This is a genomic window from Commensalibacter melissae (genome assembly GCF_009734185.1).
GTDB lineage: Bacteria > Pseudomonadota > Alphaproteobacteria > Acetobacterales > Acetobacteraceae > Commensalibacter > Commensalibacter melissae.
This window is the reverse complement of record NZ_CP046393.1, coordinates 642,793-663,574: the sequence shown is the minus strand read 5'-3', so window position 1 is coordinate 663,574 and position 20,782 is coordinate 642,793. Positions and strand designations below refer to the sequence as shown.

The window sequence follows — 20,782 nt, the reverse complement described above, 5'->3', positions numbered from 1 at the left end:
CTCAACCTCATTCATTATTTATTTAGATTAAGAAATCATGTTTTTATACTTTTCAAAATCCTTTAATTTTTGAAGTTTCTTTATAAATTCTTGAATTTCTTTTATCAGCAATTCCAAATTTACAATTTTAACGGTTCTAAGAGAATTATTACTATCGTAATTTTTTATATATTCTGTAAGTTTTTCAACAACTGTTTGCCAAAAAGGTTCTTCTTTAATAAGAATCTCTTTATTATAAGAATGGTTACTATTATACCGTAAATGTAATGCATGATGAAAATCGTGTATCAATGAATTTTTACAATTTACTATTGCCTGAACAAATTCAGCAATATAATCATTGTTGATAAAAATTTCTTTTTGCCGATTTTCATCATTAAAGTAAATTACATTATCAAAATCGTTATTTTCTTCTCCCCTTAACATCTGAATTATTTTTTTTAATTTTTCACTTACTTCTTCTCTTGACAATTCAGAAATACATTCTTCTTTGGACTCTTTAAAATCTTCCAATATTTCAGAAAAAACAGGATTATGACGCGATACAAAATCATAATTTTTTGGATTATAACGTAAATCACAATCTACATCATTTCCATATTTTATTATCCATGTCTTGCAACATTTCATGATATAATCAACTGCAAGCTTCTTAATTGAATTTATATCTTCCTTAATCAATTTATTTTCATTAAAATGAATAATTAATCCCAAATAGTGAAAAAATATAGGGAAATCCAAATATTCTAACGAAAAATAATTAACCCTAAATTCATTAAGTAAATTTTGAAAATCTTTTTCATCTAATGATCTATAAAAAAATAATTTATCCAATAAATCCTTACGATTCTTATCAAAAAAACTTTTAATGTTTTTATCTATATTGGTAAAATCTAATCTAAATAGAATATTAATCCATACATGCCATTCAAATATAGTAGTTTGTATTGAATTAAGTCCAAGAAAAAACCTCTCTAAATAATTATAAAAAAAAATCCTCTTTTATCCATAATTTCCAGAAGTTTATAATTTTTAGCATAAATTTCTTTTAATTCTGGTGGATCACTATTAATAAAATGGCGTGGATTAACTATTTTATTTATATCGCATCTGATTTTTTTAGATAAATCATTATCCGTTATTTTCCATTCAATAATTATTAATTTAAAAATAAAAAAATTTTTAATTAACGTCTCAAAAAAAATATTTTTTAAGTTGTTATTTTCTCTTTCTTCACCCGTTAATTCATTATCCTTTTCCAGAGGATAATAATCGTCTTTGATATTTTGTAACAAATATTCACAATCATCTATGGCCTGTTTAAACCCCCTTAAATTTGGTGTGGCAATCTGACCATCTTTATAAATCTGTTTAATAAAATCATAATGTTGTGCGATAAGCTTTTTATATTTGTTGGGTTCTGTACCATTCTCGCCAGTAAATAAAAAATAATTCACTACAGCTTCAAAATTGGAATGAATTTTGAAAGTTTTCCCAATGACTTTCTCTTTAAATTCTTTATATAAATAGGATTTTTTCAGAATTTCAGGATCTACAGCCTGTTTATTGCGATCAATTACATTACCCTGATTTACATTATCAGGTTGCCTATTACTGTCTTTGTTGTTTTTTTCGTTATCCTCAATCTCAGAAATTTCAGATTGTTCAATCAAAAGCTTTTCCTCATTCGCTATAAGGATAACTTTCATTTTTTCAATCTCTACAACTTGATTGATCCAGCCCAGCAACTCTTTTAAGGGAATATCTGATCTTTCCAAATCATCAAGAATATAAACCAGATTATGTTTTTTCTCTGATGAAATAATCGATTTCAATTTTTTTTTTATATCTGGAAAAGTTGTTAATGGAATAAATGCCTTGAGTAAGGAAAAATAAGGGTTGGCAAAATTAGAAAAATTTGAATTTTTAATCAATAAGGAAGCAATATCTGATAGAATATTAAAATTACCAAAAATTGATTTAGTCAATCTACTTTCAAGCTCTTCTATAGTTTTGATACCGAATACGCTGATCTTGATAAATCGTATATTATATTTTTTTAATTTTTCATTTTTTGATAATACTTTTCTTGATAATACTTTATTTAATCGATCAGGTTCGAATGCAAGATAATGATCAAATTTTATACCAACAGATACCAACTTTTGATAGATAAATACCAATATATTATAAACAAATTCAATTATAAATTTAGATAATCCACCCTCGCTTAAAATGACTTTGCTATTTTGTAATTTATCAGCCCCTGAATATGCATCGATATAATATGTTTTACCGATGCCCCATTTACCAGTTAACAATACAGCAAATTCTGGCTCTTTTTTATCAAGAACATAATAATCCAAATACTCCGTGATATCTTGATTATCACCACCTAAAATGTCAGAAAATTTATCCACAGTATATCTCATTCATAATATCACTTATTTTGATTTTGTAATATTTTAACCTGAAATTTGAATGAATGAGATATTATTTCATAATCAAGTAATCACTATTGATTTATATTATGGGCAGGCTTTCCCCATCTGTTTTCCGTTGGTTTGCTATCAATACAAAACATGATAATAAGGGCTAATGACCCTATGACGGTAAAATATAGCAATAACCACCACCCCGATAGATTAATATCATGCAAACGCCTGATTGAAACCGAAATCAGGGGAATGAACGTAAATAAAAGCCAACAGAAAATAAAAAGATAAATAACCCATACAAGAATTGACAAGACTGGATGGGATGATGATCCTATATTATATACAACATAAAAAAGAACGACCGTGCTTATAACTAGAACGGTAAGAAAGATAAGCAGAAAATACCAGAATTCCTTTCTTCCAGCCCTTCCCTCTACTGTCAAATAATTTTTTATACATCTATTAAACCAATCAATGATTGTATAATTTTCTTCATTATCATATTGGTTAGATACATCAATGTTATTCTCTGACATGTTCATCTGTTTGCACCCTTTTCAATAAAGATAAATGGTGGACTTTTTGCATTCACCGAATTATCAGAAACACCTGATTATTGAATATTCTGGTCAATATTCCGGAATATCCCAATCTTTGTATTTATATTGTAATAATAAATAATTATACAAACAACCAAAATAATTCCATAATAATAGAATTAATATTTTTATAGAATTACAAACAATACTGTTAAAATTATTAACATAGATTATTTTATATTTTTTTATTTTATATTATCCAGACTGATAACAAAAATCCCTTTTCTGTAAAACTGTTAAAGAAAAGGAATGAAAATCAGTTATCTATATTTTAATTTTGCTGGAGGCCCCCATTGATTATCCTCATATTTAGTATCAATGCAAAACATGATCCAAACAGCAATTGAACCAACGGGTATGAAATGAAGAAGCAACCAAAAACCTGACAAATTAATATCATGAAGACGTCTGACCGCAACGGAAATCATGGGAATAAACATTACAATGCTAAATACACTCCACAAGAATATTGATAGATATAGACAGACCTCAAACATTAGTATTCCATCGAATGAAGTATCCGTTTGAACAATGGTAGCAGAAAATAACAGGCCAATTATGAGTAGTCCAATAAAAAAAACGGCCCAGTAACAACTTTGAAACGACCAAAATTCTGTTCTTCTGGCCCTTCCTTCAAAATTAACATAATTTCTGATGCATTTACTAAACCATCCTATGATCGTATAGTTTTTTTCGTTTTCAAGTTTTTGTTCATATTGGGTCCGTGATTGAATTTTATTCATAAAATGAACATTTTTATCATCAATTAATATAAAAACTGCAACAGCCCTACCGAGTTGATTGACTTGAAAATCAACACAGGTCCCTTTTTGAGGGACGATATTTTCCTTCCATTCATCGCCACTAAATTCGTAACGCTGCCCATCATCGCCTGAGATATACCCTGTATTAGTCTGAATGATAAAATTGAGTATAAATCCCCGCATATTTAAAATTTTTTTCCTGTCTTAAATAAATGATATCAAATAATTTTTCTAAAATATAATCTAATCTAGAAATCCATCATTTTTCAAAATTTCCATAACGGTCTGAATTCGGTTATTATAAAGATGATCCCGCAGAGTGCGTGCCTGTGCTTTTTTAGCCGTTTCCAATAATAAATCTGGATCATTCAAATATTTATCAAGTTGTTGTTGAAAATCATAACGTGTTGAAAAAACCGGGACCTCATCCCGTTCATAAAAATCATGAATTGCATAATTATCTTCATGAAAAAGCTGCATAGCACCTGCAGCAGATGCCTCGAACGTTCTTGGTCCAGGGTTTGAAGGCATAATCATATACCGTTTATTTTCAAAATGAAGGCTACGACCCAAATTAAGAACAATTTTCGAGCGCTGATATAACTCAATTAACTGATCTTTCTCTATCCTGGCATCTGAAAAGCCAATCCCGAATTCACCCCAACCCGGGCCGATAATTTTTACTTTTAGATTTGTCAGGGCTGGTTTTATGCTGCGCATGACATCCTTGCGGCTACCAAATGCAACACCACAAAACATGACATCAACCGTTTTTTCAATGGTTTCGTCAATGGGACGGTAATGCAACTTTTCACAAGCTGCCAAAGGTAAAAAATGGGTATGTGGATGATTATAAAAATTCGTTCCCCAACGATCACAGGAAAATATTACATCGAAATCGTCAATAATTCTGTAATTGGCATCTTGTTCATATGGATCTTCTGTCGCCCAAAAAATGGTGATCGCACCGAATTTTTTTGCCCTGTGACATACTTCTCCAAAATAGGTGCTTTCCGGCAAATATGATCCAATTGAAAAAACAATCTTAGGTTTTATATACTCAATTGCAGCCGCGGCTCCTGCAATATTCGTGGAAATTACATTACCTTCACCAAAAACACTTTCCCAACCTGATATAATGGCTTCACGGATCTGCGCATTGGCCTGCGATTCATAACGTCCACCACTGCATACCATTACTTTTTCATTTTTAGTTTTTTGAAATTTATTTTTTGATTTTATAGCCATATGAACCTTTTAACACCTGTGTAAAATAACTTTTGATAAAATTGACTGCAACTGCTCCTTAAACCGTTCACGATTGCATTCGCGAGCAATACGATCAAGGGCATTTTGACGCAGTTGATTCCATAATTCCTCCGTCTGGTACAACCTAATAATTTGCGAGGCAAAAAATTCCGGATTATCCGTGGAGGCTGCAAGAATATCCCTCTCATCTTGCCATCCCAGTTGTTCCACCAATAAATTTGACGCCACGATAGGAATTCCATAGGATGCAGCTTCATGTAACTTATAGGGAATGCCACCCGCAAATCTCGTTGGTGCGATATAGACACGATGATCATCATATAAACTGGACAAATCTGGCACCATTCCCAAAAAATCTATATCAGGATAATTAATCAAGGCGGATATATCAACAGAGGGATTTACATAGCCTGCAATTGAAAAAGTAAAATCCGATCCCATTTTATCAATCAAAATCGGCATCACAGAAGTTATAAACCATTTCAAACTGTCATAATTAGGTGCCTGATCATCATGCAAAGCGCCAACAAAAAGAATATTTTTGCGCTCTTTCCATTCCTTTTGTGATTTGCGTATGTTGATACTATGTCCGAGAATATCGACATTGTTAAATCCTGCCTGTCGAATATAGTTTGCATCAATTTCATTAACGGCTACAATTTCTTGACAATGTTTTGCACAGGATAACTCCTCCTCCAGAGCCTGTTGAAAATTTTCGTCTATTTCCTTTTCCAATAGCTTTGCCTGCAATCGTGTCCGGGGTGTCGCAACAACCTCTGTATCAAGGATTATTTCCTGGGGTAAATAACGGCTAGCTTCACCCATCATGGGCAATATTCTATTTAAATTATGGGTTCTTCCTATCCAAACCAAATCATAATATCCCGCCCTTTCCTTAAAGAAATCACGAAGATGTTCAACTGTATGATTGAACAATACCTCAACCGTATCAGGCATGCTTGAATAAATCTGATAAACATGGGGATAAAAGTAATTTATAGGATAAACCGTCACTTCATACCCTAATTCAGACATTTGAAAGATAATGTCATTTGAACGAATATACCCAGACCCAAGATGTTTTAAAGGAACCCTATCCTCAATGAATAAAATTCTTTTATTTATATTTCGTCTCTGTCGCGCAATTAAAACATTGTCACTATGCCGGGGAGATTGAAACCTTAAAAAATCCGCATGTTCTCTGGCAAATAATCGATGGTTTCGCTTTATCAAACCACTTGAAATAATCGGATTGCTTGAACAATACTCCATATGTTCCACAACTGCATTGGGATCATATACAATACGATATCCTGCCTTTATCATCCGAACACAAAAGTCCGTATCCTCAAAGTAGGCTGGATAATAAATAGGGGAAAATCCATTCAATTCCTTCAGCACTTTTGATTTTACTGCCAACATCGCCGCTGAACAGTAATCAACATCCCGAACAAAATTCGCCTCGGGAATTAATGGGTCTTTTCCTCTCAAATACCCTGTCGTTGTTCCATCCCGCCAAATAATCTGGCCTGCCTCTTGAAGCAATCCATCTGGATGAATTATTTTACCTCCGACTGCACCAATATTATCTGCTGAAGTCAACCGTTTACAAAGTGCATCAATTGCTCCCGGCAATAAATTAATGTCATTATTCAAAAAGATAACAATCGGGGCATCAACGTCTTCCATCAATATGTTACATGCCTTACCAAAGCCAAAATTATAGGGAAAACGGTTTACGGAAGCACCGATCAAACAACCTTGGATAAATTGACTATCATCTATCGAATGATTATCACCCAAGAGTAATTGTATATTCCCATTAAAATTAGAACGAAGGGATGCCAACGCGGTCAATGTTACCGTCAGATTATTGTGCATCAACATAATTACACAGATATCCGCCTGACCCTTATAGGAGAAATCAAGCTTTTCATGAACAACCGATGGTAAAACAAGCCTTGATTTTTTTTTAAAATATGTTCTGCTTTCCTTTGTTTCATTAGTTAAGCGATAATGAGAATCATCAGGTTGCTTATTTATCCACTGATCAAGTTTTTGTTCAAATACATAAGCAGCAAAAGCATCCCTAAATATACCCGTTTCAACCTTATCACGAATATCCCCTGATAGATAATATTCGTGCAGACTAATATCGATCCTTGGAGAACGAAGTTCTAACGCACCATAATGTATGAAATGATCATAGCCGTTTCTAAAACTTGCTGTTGATTCAATGGCTTGATTTATATCCTTATAATGATCTAGGTAAAATTCTTCTTCAAACCATGGAGATGGATTAAATAGTTTTGGTGTTTCATTCAAACAATAATGATGTAAAGCACAAAGATATTCACCATCAGCAATTTTTTGTTTTACATCAGGATATTTTTTTAAATACCATGATGTGTCAAAATAAAGAGAGACATTTGTATTTTTTTCAACATCACTAAGATAATAAAGAAAATTTCTATAAGGGTTTTGACTGTGCTTTACATCTTCACGTTCATAACATGCCTGTTGATAGATTGAAGGATCAAATAACAAGGATCCTGTACGACGTAATCCATCCCCTTTTTTCAGATAATGATCATAGGCATTAATATATTGGGAATCATTAATAACTTCATGAATAAAATCAGCGTTATTTTTTAAATAATAATGTGTTGAAAAAAGCCAGTGAGGATCATGTGTCAAATAACCCTGATTACAATAATGCTCAAAACCTGATTTAAACGCTCCACGATCAATATTTTTTCTTAATTCAGGATATCGTTGTAAATACCATTCCTCATCAAAGTAGGGATTGGGAGAATGTCCTAAAATTGAACCTACCTGATTATAATAAATTTCCACATCATCCAAACCACAATTTTTCATTCTTTCACTTAGGTCAGGATAAGTTTTTATATACCATTCCCCATCAAATTTAGCCCATAATGCTTGATCAACTGCATCCTTGTCATTTTCTATATTTTTTTGAATTGGCAAACTATCAGATTGTGACGAAACAGGTAAATCCTTATTCTGTCCCCCATAATTTGTTCCGCTAGCTAGCAATCGAATATAGGCATTTGGATAAAGTCCCTTTTGAATATCCTGTTTAACAGCTTTATCCGCAGCATATTGCTGTAAATTTATTTCTTCACAGGGATCCCAAAAAAGCTGTATTCCCTCGTAAATAAAATGAGCATATCCATTTCTATATTTTTTGAACGCTTGAACATTTTCAAGCTGGCTTTTATATTTTTGATCATAAAAGGATTCATCAAACCAGGCATTTGGATTGAAATTGAAAGCTTGATTGTTTACTAGATAATGATGAATATAATTGTTGAATATTCCTTCTGAAATTGCCTTTGTTATTTCTGGATAATTCTGCGCATACCATTCTGGATCAAAATACCAGGATACCTGTATTTTACTATCAATTTCATCCAAATATTTTAGATAATGTTGATAAGGCGATAACCCTTCCTTAATGGCCTGTTGATATTTTCCAATGAAAAAATTACTGTTAAAAAAAAGACTGCCACTATTTCCCTCAATATCTCCTACTTTCAGAAAATGGTCATATCCATTAACAAATCCATTCCTTTCCAAATTCTCATTTGTCAAATGTGGATTTACTTTTTTGTAATATTTTTCAGAAAATAACCAATGTGGATCATGGGTATGATATCCCTCCTTGCAATAATGTTGAAAACCACTACTAAATTGATGGCAATCAACCATTAATTTTACATCAGGATATTTCTGTAAATACCATTCCTCATCAAAATAAGGATTGGGGGAATGACCTTCAAAACAACCAAATGTTTTATAATATTCTTCAACATTATCAACTTCCAGTGCCTTCATTTTTGAAGTTACATGATCATATTTGTGAACATACCATTTTTCATCAAAAGCCTGCCATATTGGCATATAATCTGAAGAGGCTATTTCCTTTTCAATATTAGAAATGTTATCCTCGATAACTGGAAACCCTTTTTCATTTTTTCGCATAGATATGGAGTCTGAAACATCCCCAGATTCAACGGTCTCTTGATTCTTTACTGATTTTTGTATATCAAAACTATTTTCGATTTTGTCTTTATCGTTTGAATATTTTTTTTGGATTTCCATGAATTTATCTAAAAGATGCAAATCCTGTTGAGCCACCCAATATTCAAATATATTCAGATATAGATTGTCTTTTGCAATTTTTTCAAATATCTCATCAGAAAATTGATTATAATCAAAATCCTTCAATGGTTTTCGTTTTTCCTTGCATCCACATACAATAAAATGTTCATAACCATTTCGAAAAAGTCCATGACCATCCATCAAAATCGAAGGAGATAAATCCTTATAATTTTCAAGATAAAATTGTTCGGAAAATTGTTCCAAAGGCGAGAATAATGTTGGTGTTGGATTGGATAGATAATGATGGAGAAGATTCAAGTATTGATAATTGGTGGTTTTTAATGTTTCCTTTGAATATGTATTTCCATACCAATTTGGATCAAAAAACCATGAAAGTCTGAATTTATCGAAATCATCCGTATCATTTGTTAAAACATATTGATATGGACCATATTCTGTAATTTCGTCTAAATTCTCTTTTTGGGATAAATACAAACAAGGATTGAAAAAAAAACTTCCTGTAAGGCAGGATTTATCTCCAACCCGTAAATAATGATCATAACCATTAATATAAGGTTTTCCCTCGCCAATTAGGTCATTTATTTCTGGATTATGTTTTTTATAAAATGTTTCTGAAAATAACCAATGTGGTGAATGATCTTTAAAGCCAATTTTACAGTAATGATCAAATCCAGAAGTGTATTTCCCCTTTTTTATAAGCTCCTTTACATCATAATATTTTGTCAAATACCATTTTTCATCAAAATACGGATTGGGCGAATTTCCAACCTTATACCCATTAGTTGAATGATAAGCAAAAACATCGCCTTGATATATATCCTGTATCAGTAACGAAAAACTTTTATACCGATTACGATACCATTCTAAGTCGAAAACCATCCATTTGGGTTGTTTTTCTTCACTATCATACACAATTTACCACCTTATATTTTAATTAAAATAGCTACTTAAATAATTATACTTATCGCTAGTTAAAATTTATTTGAAATTATTTTTATTAATTAAAATCACTCCCTAAATAATTTTCTTTTCAAAAAATCCGTATATTGATCAATTGTATCTTCATTTATTATATCATCCATAATATTACTGACCTGGTTATTTTTAAAATTCACAGAAATATTCACTGGAACAACCAAAAATTCATTATGAATGAGATTAATCAGAAAAATTTGAAATTTTCCTTCTAATTTTAGAGAATATCCTTTCTGTAAATCCAATTGTATGTAAAAGCCATTGTTTAATGGAACATTTTGAAAAACTGAAATTGTTTCATGACGAATAAATCTTGATGTGGCAACAAAAAAACAGTTTTTAAAAGATTCATTAACAAAGGCAAGATATATCTGCCCTGCCTTACTTGTTGTGCGATCAAAGGCCCATCCAGAAATTTTAAGCAAATTCCCTGCTTTTTCATTTTCCGGATTAACATCCGTAGATAAATTTTGAATATAATATTCTAGTTTACCTAAATTTTTATGAAACAATCTATTTTCAGAAATATCACTTAATTTTATTCCACGCATAATACCATCTTTTTCAGTAATACGCAGAAAATCATCTAATATAACCTGATTATCATGAAATTCATTATAGATTTTAACAACTTTTCCGGCGTTAACCTTTATTTCGTAACCAGCCAGTTGAAATGCCGCTATTCCATTGACAACATTAATCAAGCCAATTCTGAAACGGCCCTCACACCATTTTCCTCTCAATGCTGATTTACACGAAAATCCATTTCGTACAGGAGCATTAACAAAATTAGATGCCACATCCTCCCGACTTTCTCGATCGCATTTTAAGAAAATTGTCAAATCACTATCCTGATGAATCAAAACCGTATACAAATTTCCTGCATTGGACATATCAGGATAAATAAACCATCCACGAATATGGAATTCATCTGCCTCTTTAAATTTACTGTCATCATCGACATTAAGAATATGATAACAGATATCATCAATATAAAAATGTGCTCCCTGTACAACTGCCCAATCTTCAATTTCCTGTGGAAGCTCGATATAAAGACTGCTACTTGTGGGCGCATCAAAAATATGACGAGGTGGTGCCTGCTCTTTCCAAGATGCATGTGGAATATAATGAAGCCGCCCTATATCCCATCGTAACCCGCTGTTACCCAACATATTTATAGGAACGACTTCATCGTAAACTTGCAATAATTTTTCAGCATATTCTTTTGAATTGACCCATAAATCAGGTGAAATGTTATTGATAAGCTTCTGACGCAATATTTCATCGGAACGTATCAGTTCCAATCGATCAATAACCAGATTCACATCCCCGATGGGAACCGTAAATCCATTAATTCCATCCTGCACACGATCTTTTAACGCACCAACATCTGTCACAATGGGAATTAACCCATTCTGCCAAACTTCAGAAAGCGATATACAATATGTTTCGGGCCATATTGACAATATCAGGGCTACATCTGCTACCTGCAATGCCGAAACTTCACCCAATCCATATGAACCATGCAATATAATATTATCAAGTTTCAAATCTTTTAGGACAGATTCATAGTCAGGCTGCATATATCCAAAAATATGAAATTCATACAAATTTGGATTGGCAGTCTGTAATATGGATAAAATCGTATCTGCACCCTTTGAACGGATAAAATTACCAACAGTCGCAACTTTCAGTTTTCTGCCTTCCAAGGGTTTGAACTCTTTTTTTATCAAAGGTATTGTTGTGTCTGGCGAAGGGATACCAAGAATATAATTTTTTTTACTTTCCACAACAGGATAAATATATTTTGCCACATCAAACGAATGTTGTGTTCCATATAAAAACGCATCAATGGATTTCATGACCTTTCCAACAAATGCACGTCGTGTCTGTTGCACACCAAAATCCAGCTTTTCAGAAATTTTAAGACAAACATCACAAGTTCCAACATCTTTATTTTCTTCAATACGACAGTAACGTTGTTCGTAATTCAAAAGATTATAATGAGAACAAACCGCCAGAAAATCATGAAAAGAAAAAACCGTTCCAACACCGCAAGCCTTGGCTATAATCGGTAAGGAAAGAGTGTGATGGCCTAAATGCTGAATGTGGACCACATCAAATCCATATTGATTAATTATATTCGAAAAGGCAGTTTCTTCCCCGGCATCATTCATGGAATCCAACCAGCCCACATCTGGCATGTCAAACCGTTCCAATTCTTGACCATTAGAATCTGTTAGCGTACATGCACCTCTTCTACGAAGCCAATAATAAAATTCCACATCTTTTACTAGTCCAAAAGAAATAATCTGCTGATATACTTCAATGCCACCCCATACTTGTTCACGAATAGTGGAATGCGTGACAAATAAGACCTTCAATTTTTTTTTAAACTGAGATTCAACAATAATTTTTTTCTCTTTTTTCTTTAAAGAAAAATCCGCCTGAGTCACATCTTCAATAATTTTCAAACGATTTTGATACAAATGTGATTTCATTACAGATTGCTGGGAAGAAATCGCCATTTTCTTTCTGATATTCTTTTTTTCAATCACCTCTGCGATCTGTTTAATGATTTCTTCAGTATTATGAGCAATAGCAACGCCATTAATCTCTTTTAAATATTTCTCATTCATACCTGCTGGCAACTCCACAATCTGTGCTGTACCAGCCAAACCCAATTCATATAGACGTGGACCAGGTGCAGTTGCCTGCCCTATATCTCCATGACTAGCATAATTGCGAAACATTGTTAAGGTAACTTTACTTGCATTGGCAAAATCAGTAAACGCTTCAATACTTACAGGTCTATGTATAACCCTTTCACTCAAATCAGCTGGCAAAGGTGGCAAATATTCATTCCCAGGGCAAATCAATTTATACCGTGCCTGGGGAAAGGCAATTATAACACGACGTAAAATATCAACACGGTTTGGCCACATTGTCCCCGCAAAACATATATCATAATCCAGCGCATCAGTTTCTTTCACTTTACGATAATGAATTTGATCACTTGCAGCCAAAGGTAAATAAAATGCTTCTGTTTGATAGGCCTTCACGCAAATAGGGTCGTTTGTAAACACATAATCAAAAATAGTCGTTACCTGAACATTGAAATCCAACATGAAGGGATCTTCAAAAGCCCAGAAAATCATGGTTTTAAAACACGGTCTAAGCCTTTTCATCAATTCATAATCAGTTCGCTGTCCATCAATACAAATAATAACTTCATGTTCTCCACTTGCTGCAACTGACAAGATATCCATATTATCAACTACAACAACATTATCTTCTCCCCATAGTTTTTTTGCTGCCCAAAAAACAGCAAGAGTTAAGTAAGAATTAGAGTTATGCGTATAATTTGTATTGTAAATGACTGCCATGATAAATACTTAATAATTCTTAATTAATTAGAAAAAGTAACAAAATCTATGATTTTAGTAAAAAATATAATTTATATACGATATACTACAAAAGATTGCGTAATCACAACCAATTTGAATTATAATTTTTTAAAATTATAAAAATTATCTTTTAACAGTTTTCATTAAAAGAATAAATTGTATCAATAAAAAAACAGACTTTTTACAAAGCCTGTTTTTTAAAAATTAAAAATAATAAAAACTTATTCTACATCCGGTTCATTTTCATTCCGGCGTCGGAAAGCTGCTCCAAGAATATCTCCCAAGGAGGCGCCACTATCTGAGGACCCATAATCAGAAATAGCCTGTTTATCCTCCTCAACTTCACGTCCTTTAATCGTTAAGGTTAAACGACGTGCATTTTTATCAATTGAAACAACCTTAGCATCTACACGGTCACCGACGTTAAAACGTTCCGGACGTTGTTCCGCCTTGTCACGAGAAAGTTCGGTACGTCGTATGAATCCACTTAAAATGTCATTAACACTTACATCAATACCATTTTGTTGAATACCGGTAATGGTACATGTAACAATACTGCCCTTGTTGACTTTTGCAAGTGCATCTGCAACAGAATCTTCACTTAACTGTTTGATACCCAATGAAATACGTTCTTTTTCAACATCCACATCAAGTACTTTTGCTTTAACAACGTCACCTTTTTTAAAGTGAGTAATAGCAACTTCACCAGGTTCATCCCATGAAAGATCAGACATATGAACCATACCATCAATATCGGCTGATAGACCGATAAACAGGCCGAATTCGGTGATATTGCGGATTTCACCTTCAATTTCAGAACCCACCTGATGTGTATCAGCAAACTGTTGCCAAGGATTTGGTTGAACCTGTTTCAAACCTAATGAAATACGACGTTTTGAACTATCAACATCCAATACAACAATATCAACTTCCTGAGATGTTGATACAATTTTGCCGGGATGAACATTTTTCTTTGTCCAAGACATTTCGGAAATATGAACAAGCCCCTCGACTCCAGGTTCCAATTCAACAAAAGCACCATAATCCGTGATATTTGTAACGCGACCAGTAAATCGTGAGCCAACAGGATATTTTGTTGTGACATTTTCCCATGGATCAGCTTCAAGCTGTTTCATACCCAAAGAAATACGATGCGTTTCAGGATTGAAACGAATAACCTGAACACGTACCGGCTGACCAATCTGTAAAGCTTCAGCTGGATGATTGACACGTTTCCAGGCTATATCCGTGACATGCAATAATCCGTCAACACCACCCAAGTCAACAAAGGCGCCATAATCCGTGATGTTCTTTACAACACCATCCAGAATCATGCCCTCTTTTAATCCTTGTATCAACTCGCTGCGTTGTTCAGCACGTGTTTCCTCCAATACCGCACGACGAGAAACAACAATATTCCCACGGGCACGATCCATTTTCAAAATTTGGAAAGGCTGTGCTACACCAATCATGGGGTTGATATCACGGATAGGGCGAATATCAACTTGTGATCCAGGTAAGAAAGCCATTGCCCCACCTAAATCAACAGTAAATCCACCTTTGACACGACCGAAAATGGTTCCGTTTATGCGTTGGTTATTTTCAAATGCTTTTTCAAGAGCAGACCATGCCTCTTCACGACGTGCCTTTTCACGTGAAAGCAGAATTGAACCGTCACGATCTTCGTAACGTTCCACATAAAGTTCAACCATATCGCCTGGTTTAACTTCTGCCTTTACACCCGCAGGTGCGAATTCTTTTAAAGGAACACGTCCTTCACTTTTTAAACCGACATCAACGATCGCATAATCATCCGTTAAACGAACAATTTTACCTACAACAACGGAGCCTTCGAACCCAATATCTTGTCCAAGGGTTTCATCTAAAAGCGTAGCAAAATCTTCCCCACCAAAATGATCATTAGGGGTTTGTGTGGTGGCTGCAGCCATGAGTTTCTGTAATCCCAGTCACATTTAAAGACAAATATTGCCTTTTATATACAGACTTTAATTTGCGCGTTTCCAAAATAGAATGAATCTATTTATAAAAATACGACTTTTTCACGATTGAATTCATGAAACAATTTCAACGAAAAAATAATTTATTCTATTCTTTAAGAATAGAGGGGAGCATATAAGGAAGTTACTTTTTTTTCAATAATTTATTAAAGATAAATTTAAATTTCTTATCTTTTTAACAATTATTATGTCTTTTTACTTTATTAACCACTTTTTCTAGAACCTCCAGAGCTGTCAAATGATCTGTATCAATTACAATAGCATCCTCTGCAGGTTTTAACGGAGCTACTTCTCGAGACGAATCCATTTCATCCCTGGTTTTCAAATCCATCTCTATTTTGTTAATCTGCTGTTCTTTATTTTCCGCTTTTAAAGAATTCGCAAATTGCAACCAGCGTCTTTCTGCCCGTATCCTTGGTGAGGCCGTAAGATAAAATTTAAAATCAGCGGAAGGAAAAATAACCGTTCCAATATCCCGACCATCCATAACCCCGCCTCTTAACATGGCAAAATTGCGTTGAACATTTAATAAAGCGGCTCTGATTTTTGGATTGGCAGCAACCTGGCTGGCCGCTTTATCCACTTCAGGTATACGCAGATCATTTCTTAACCAATCTTTTTCTTGAAGATTTTCAGCAAAAGCCAGGACAGATTTGGAATCTGGTTTTTCACCTGCATCCAGCATTTTTCTACCAACTGCCCGATAAAGCAATCCCGTATCAAGATAAGGTAAATGAAAATAATCAGCTACTGACTTGGCCAATGTTCCCTTTCCCACTCCTGAAGGTCCATCGATTGCTATAATTATATTTTTATCCATAATGAATATTTATTAGCCTTTATATTAAGTTATAATTATATTTTATATTTGAAATCCACATCCCAGTGAATTCATCAATTCAAAATATCCAGGAAAACTGGTGCGTATAAAACGAATATCATCGATAGTTATCGTTTTTTTTGCAACTAATCCCAAGATTGAAGCGCTCATTGCCAATCGATGATCCATATGGGTTTCAACTTCGCCTCCCCCTAGAATATTGCCAAAGGTACCCTCAATAATCATATCATCTCCGTGAGATTCAACAGAAACACCATTTTTCCGCAACATGTTTATGATGCTATTAAACCGATCACTTTCCTTAACCCGTAATTCTGCCAATCCTCTAAAACGGCTCTCGCCTTTGGCATACGCAGCAGCAACCGATAGAATTGGAAATTCATCTATCATGGATGGGACAATTGAAACCGGAAGATCAACACCCTTTAATGTCGTGTTTTTAACAATGATATCACCCGTTATTTCACCACCTTCCTGACGCTTATTAGATATCTGCAAATTTGCTCCCATCATTTTCAACGCTTCAATTATCCCGGTTCTCAAAGGATTAAGTCCAACATTCTCTATCAGTATTTCTGATCCGGAAATAATCAAGCCAGCTACCATTACAAATGCAGCAGAGGATGGATCACCTGGAACATTAACATCTTTAGCTACTAGTTTTGTTGGGCCTTGCAAACAGATTTTGCGACCTTTTTCAGCTAAGGTGCTAATATCAACCTTTACCCCAAAATGATTCAACATATTTTCTGTATGATCTCTTGTTGCAATCGGTTCTTCTACAATTGTCATGCCATTGGCATTTAGACCCGCCAACAAAATGGCGGATTTTACCTGGGCAGACGCAACAGGTAACCGGTATGTAACGGGATTAGCCTTTTCCACTCCCTTGATCGCCATAGGCAAACGTCCTTCATTGCGCGTAATAAACTGGGCACCAGTCTGGCTCAAGGGTTCTATAACTCTTCTCATGGGGCGTTTTCTCAAACTGCAATCACCTGTCATAACGCTGAAAATATTATGTGTTGATAAAATCCCACTCAACAACCGCGCCGACGTTCCGGAATTTCCCATATTCAAAACATCATCGGGTTCATTCAGATATCCAACCCCCTTGCCTATAACGTGCCATTCACCGGGTGCCTTTTGATGAATAATTGCTCCCAAAGCACGCATGACCTGAGCGGTTTGCATAACATCCTCACCCTCAAGCAACCCCGTGATTTTTGTTTCTCCATTTGCCAGAGCCGATAACATTAGAGCACGATGGCTGATTGATTTGTCACCTGGAACATTCACTTTACCTTTCAAAGGCTGTTGTAGAAAAGAAACAACAAGTGGTCGTTTTGAGTGAGTAACTGTCATAATTTTATTTTCCAATTTAACAAATAGAGTATAAAAACAAAAAAAACTTTGATTTAAATCAACAAATCGTATTTTATCATTTGACAATAAGACAATAAACTGGCATTTCGCCATATTTATGTTTTATTTTTTCGATCAGAGAACAGGATACATAAATGGTCAAGCTAGAATTGGGTATTAAAAGAACATGTTGTGCTTGTGGGACTCGTTTTTATGATTTAAACAAAATGTTACCTGTATGCCCAAAATGTGGCACTGAACAACCCATTGAACTACCTCGTCATCGTCAAATTGAAGGAAGCGGCAATCTGGACGAAGAAAAAGAAATCGATACCATTATTGATACTGATGATCTGGAAAATTCAGATGCTGATGTCGATGATGTAATTGAGGATGCTTCAGATCTTGAGGACGATGTTGATGCTATCGGCTCTGAAATAGAAGCAATTAAAAATAACGACGACGATAACGATTCTTAAAAATGATACAGGAATTCATTATGAATTCCTCTTTTCTGGTTATAAATACATTAACCAGTCTTACCATTTAAATCGCATTTGATATCATAACAAACTTGAATTTTAATAAATTTGTATTTAATCAATTAAAGATAAAAAAGTATTTTGCAAATTTTCTGGTATTAATAGCAGACTTTATCTATTCCATCGTTCAATTTCAACGCCGACCCCAGCTGTCTCCGGAATAATATCCAGTTTTTCAATCATGACGCGAACAACCTGAATCCTCTTATCTTTCAAGATACGGTCAGCCAAGGTCTCAGCCAACGTTTCGACCAAATGAAAATGGGTCTGAAGAACAGTGTCTTTTACATCATCAACAATATCCGCATAGGATACCGTCCGGGATAAAATGTCTGGACCAACGCCTTTTTCTTCCGGAATTCCAATGGAAATATTCAATTGAATACGCTGAGTATTTTCCTGTTCAAAATCATAAACACCTATACGTGCCATCAAAATTAAGTCACGAATAAAAATACGACGTAAGGGTATGTCATAATGCCCTGACCATACTAGGGAAAAATTCATAAATAAATCCTGTTTTACTCGTTTTTATCTGGCATTAATGTCGGTGACCACTGTAAATGTTGCCCTCCATCCAAAGCGATCATCTGTCCCGTCACAGATGGTAAACATATCAAGCTTAGTACCGCTCGCGCCACTTCCTGTGCAGACGTGCCACGCTGCAACGGAACAGATTTGCATTGATTGGCAAATTGTTCGGCGGTTTGACGTTTATGGGCCATTGCTGGACCGGGTCCAACTGCATTGACTCGAATTGATTTATGTGCCAATGCTAGGGCCATTGTTTGTGTTAATGTCCATAATGCGGATTTGGATACTGTATAACTGACAAAATGTGGTGTTAGAGACCATACACGTTGATCAAGCAAATTAATAACACATCCACTAGATTGCTTCGGTAATAATTTTGCAAAATCCTGAATTAACTGAAAAGGGGCCCATAAATTGGGCATTAAATGTTCTTGCCAGGATTGCAGGGTTACACTATCCCATTCATCGCGCTCAAATACACTTGCATTATTAATCAGAATACCCATTGATCCCAATTGCTCTACTGCCAGTCCCATCAGGCGTTTAACCTGATCAGCATCGGAAAGATCGGCTGTCAGTAGAATTACATTTCTCCCAAGCTGCCGAATTTCCTCTATCAATGTTTCAGCTTCTTGAGTGCGCTTACGGGCATGTAAAACAATATCAAATCCAAATCTTGCCAAGGTTAAAGCAATTTCACGCCCTAACCTTACGGTCGCCCCCGTAATAAAAGCAACTTTAGGGAGTGAATCAGAAACTGGGAAAAAATTAGTTGATCTCCCTTGATTGGACACAGAACTTTCCTTTATTTTGTAAAGATGCAACTTATTATCATAAACAACATGATTTTTGCAGTAAAAAATTACGAATTTGCATAACTAAGCTGGACGTCTGGCGGTCAAAGCCGCTGTCAGGGTTCCTTCATCAAGAATTTCCAGTGAGCCACCCATTGGAATGCCTTGACCAACACGGGTAATTTTTACATGCCAGGGTAACAATTGATCATATAGCCAATGCATAGTTGTTACACCCTCAACCGTAGCACCAAGTGCAAGAATAATTTCCTTGACTTCATTGCGCTTCAACCTTTTTAAAAGAGGCGCTAGATTTAAATCCTCTGGCCCTACCCCAGCCAAGGGGGATAAGGTGCCGCCCAACACCTGATAATATCCCCTGAACGCTCCGGTTTTTTCCAGTGCCCATAAATCCCCAACTGTCTCAACGATACAAATCAATTCACGATTACGATTTAAATCATTACAGATCTGGCATGGGTCACTGCTATCCAAATTACCACAGGAAGAACAGATTCTCACCATCTTGGCTGCCTGTTCTAACGCGTTTGCCAAGGGAATCATACGGGAATGTGGCTGTTTTAGTAATGACAAAACAACACGACGCGCCGAACGTGGTCCAAAACCAGGTAATTTACCAAATAAAGAAATTAGCCGTTCAATTTCAGGACCACCCACGATACCCTCTTCTTACCAAGATAATTAACTAACAACAAATTACCTTTATTACCAATATTCACAAAATAACTTCTGGTCAAATTAGAAAGGAAATTTTAAACCTTCAGGAAGATTTATTCCCCCGGTAACTTTCTGCATTTCCTCCTGTGTTGTTTCATCAAGTCGCCTACGTGCGTCACTGTAAGCTGCAACAATAAGATCCTGCAACATTTCCATTTCAGCTGGATCAGCCAATTTCGGATCGATTTTTATAGATTTCATGTCACCTTTTCCACCCAATGTTACAGTTACCATACCGGCCCCTGATACACCCTCAATTGTAATGGCGGCAAGCTTTTCTTGCATCTCGGTCATCTTGCTTTGCATTTGAGAAGCTTGTTTCATAAGATTGGCAAAATTTTTCATTCAA

15 protein-coding genes are annotated in these 20,782 nt (G+C 34.7%); 1 reads left to right on the top strand and 14 read right to left on the bottom strand.

Annotated features, from left to right (window positions below; translation table 11 throughout):
* Positions 1 to 27: 27 nt before the first annotated feature.
* From GN303_RS02965 to aroA, 10 genes are all read right to left on the bottom strand, one after another.
* Positions 28 to 834 carry a hypothetical protein gene (locus GN303_RS02965; RefSeq protein WP_110438753.1) on the bottom strand — a complete coding sequence of 269 codons (807 nt, stop codon included), beginning with the start codon at positions 832 to 834 and terminating at the stop codon, positions 28 to 30.
* A gap of 140 nt (positions 835 to 974) precedes the next feature.
* Positions 975 to 2,420, bottom strand: coding sequence for a P-loop NTPase fold protein (locus GN303_RS02960; protein WP_158523868.1), 1,446 nt, complete (start codon positions 2,418 to 2,420; stop codon positions 975 to 977).
* A gap of 95 nt (positions 2,421 to 2,515) precedes the next feature.
* Positions 2,516 to 2,974: a DUF805 domain-containing protein gene (locus GN303_RS02955; protein ID WP_158523867.1), complete on the bottom strand. Its 459-nt coding sequence runs from the start codon at positions 2,972 to 2,974 to the stop codon at positions 2,516 to 2,518.
* 323 nt (positions 2,975 to 3,297) lie between these two features.
* Positions 3,298 to 3,984, bottom strand: a complete 687-nt coding sequence (locus GN303_RS02950; protein ID WP_110438750.1) for a DUF805 domain-containing protein — start codon at positions 3,982 to 3,984, stop codon at positions 3,298 to 3,300.
* Positions 3,985 to 4,044: 60 nt separating this feature from the next.
* Positions 4,045 to 5,049, bottom strand: coding sequence for a CgeB family protein (locus GN303_RS02945; protein WP_110438749.1), 1,005 nt, complete (start codon positions 5,047 to 5,049; stop codon positions 4,045 to 4,047).
* A gap of 9 nt (positions 5,050 to 5,058) precedes the next feature.
* Positions 5,059 to 10,131: a glycosyltransferase gene (locus GN303_RS02940; RefSeq protein WP_110438748.1), complete on the bottom strand. Its 5,073-nt coding sequence runs from the start codon at positions 10,129 to 10,131 to the stop codon at positions 5,059 to 5,061.
* A gap of 95 nt (positions 10,132 to 10,226) precedes the next feature.
* A complete protein-coding gene (locus GN303_RS02935; protein WP_110438747.1) occupies positions 10,227 to 13,580 on the bottom strand; it encodes a glycosyltransferase in 3,354 nt (1,117 codons plus the stop codon).
* A gap of 242 nt (positions 13,581 to 13,822) precedes the next feature.
* Complete coding sequence (gene rpsA / locus GN303_RS02930) at positions 13,823 to 15,550, bottom strand: 30S ribosomal protein S1 (RefSeq protein WP_110438746.1); 1,728 nt, start codon at positions 15,548 to 15,550, stop codon at positions 13,823 to 13,825.
* A 244-nt stretch (positions 15,551 to 15,794) separates the two neighbouring features.
* The gene (cmk, locus tag GN303_RS02925) at positions 15,795 to 16,439 is read right to left on the bottom strand and encodes a (d)CMP kinase (RefSeq protein ID WP_110438745.1); all 645 of its coding nucleotides are present in this window, start codon (positions 16,437 to 16,439) and stop codon (positions 15,795 to 15,797) included.
* 42 nt (positions 16,440 to 16,481) lie between these two features.
* Entirely contained in the window at positions 16,482 to 17,825 is a 1,344-nt protein-coding gene (gene aroA / locus GN303_RS02920) for a 3-phosphoshikimate 1-carboxyvinyltransferase (RefSeq protein WP_110439001.1), read from the bottom strand.
* A gap of 155 nt (positions 17,826 to 17,980) precedes the next feature.
* Between aroA and GN303_RS02915 the strand changes: the two genes are divergently transcribed.
* Positions 17,981 to 18,304 carry a TIGR02300 family protein gene (locus tag GN303_RS02915; RefSeq protein WP_110438744.1) on the top strand — a complete coding sequence of 108 codons (324 nt, stop codon included), beginning with the start codon at positions 17,981 to 17,983 and terminating at the stop codon, positions 18,302 to 18,304.
* 174 nt (positions 18,305 to 18,478) lie between these two features.
* Here the strand turns inward: GN303_RS02915 and folB are convergent, their stop codons facing one another.
* The 4 genes from folB to GN303_RS02895 all read right to left on the bottom strand — a co-directional run bounded on the left by folB (position 18,479) and on the right by GN303_RS02895 (position 20,778).
* Entirely contained in the window at positions 18,479 to 18,874 is a 396-nt protein-coding gene (folB, locus tag GN303_RS02910; RefSeq protein ID WP_110438743.1) for a dihydroneopterin aldolase, read from the bottom strand.
* Between the two features lie 14 nt (positions 18,875 to 18,888).
* A complete protein-coding gene (locus tag GN303_RS02905) occupies positions 18,889 to 19,695 on the bottom strand; it encodes an SDR family oxidoreductase (protein WP_110438742.1) in 807 nt (268 codons plus the stop codon).
* 84 nt (positions 19,696 to 19,779) lie between these two features.
* Complete coding sequence (gene recR / locus GN303_RS02900; RefSeq protein ID WP_110438741.1) at positions 19,780 to 20,373, bottom strand: recombination mediator RecR; 594 nt, start codon at positions 20,371 to 20,373, stop codon at positions 19,780 to 19,782.
* Positions 20,374 to 20,454: 81 nt separating this feature from the next.
* Entirely contained in the window at positions 20,455 to 20,778 is a 324-nt protein-coding gene (locus GN303_RS02895; protein WP_110438740.1) for a YbaB/EbfC family nucleoid-associated protein, read from the bottom strand.
* Between the last annotated feature and the right edge of the window lie 4 nt (positions 20,779 to 20,782).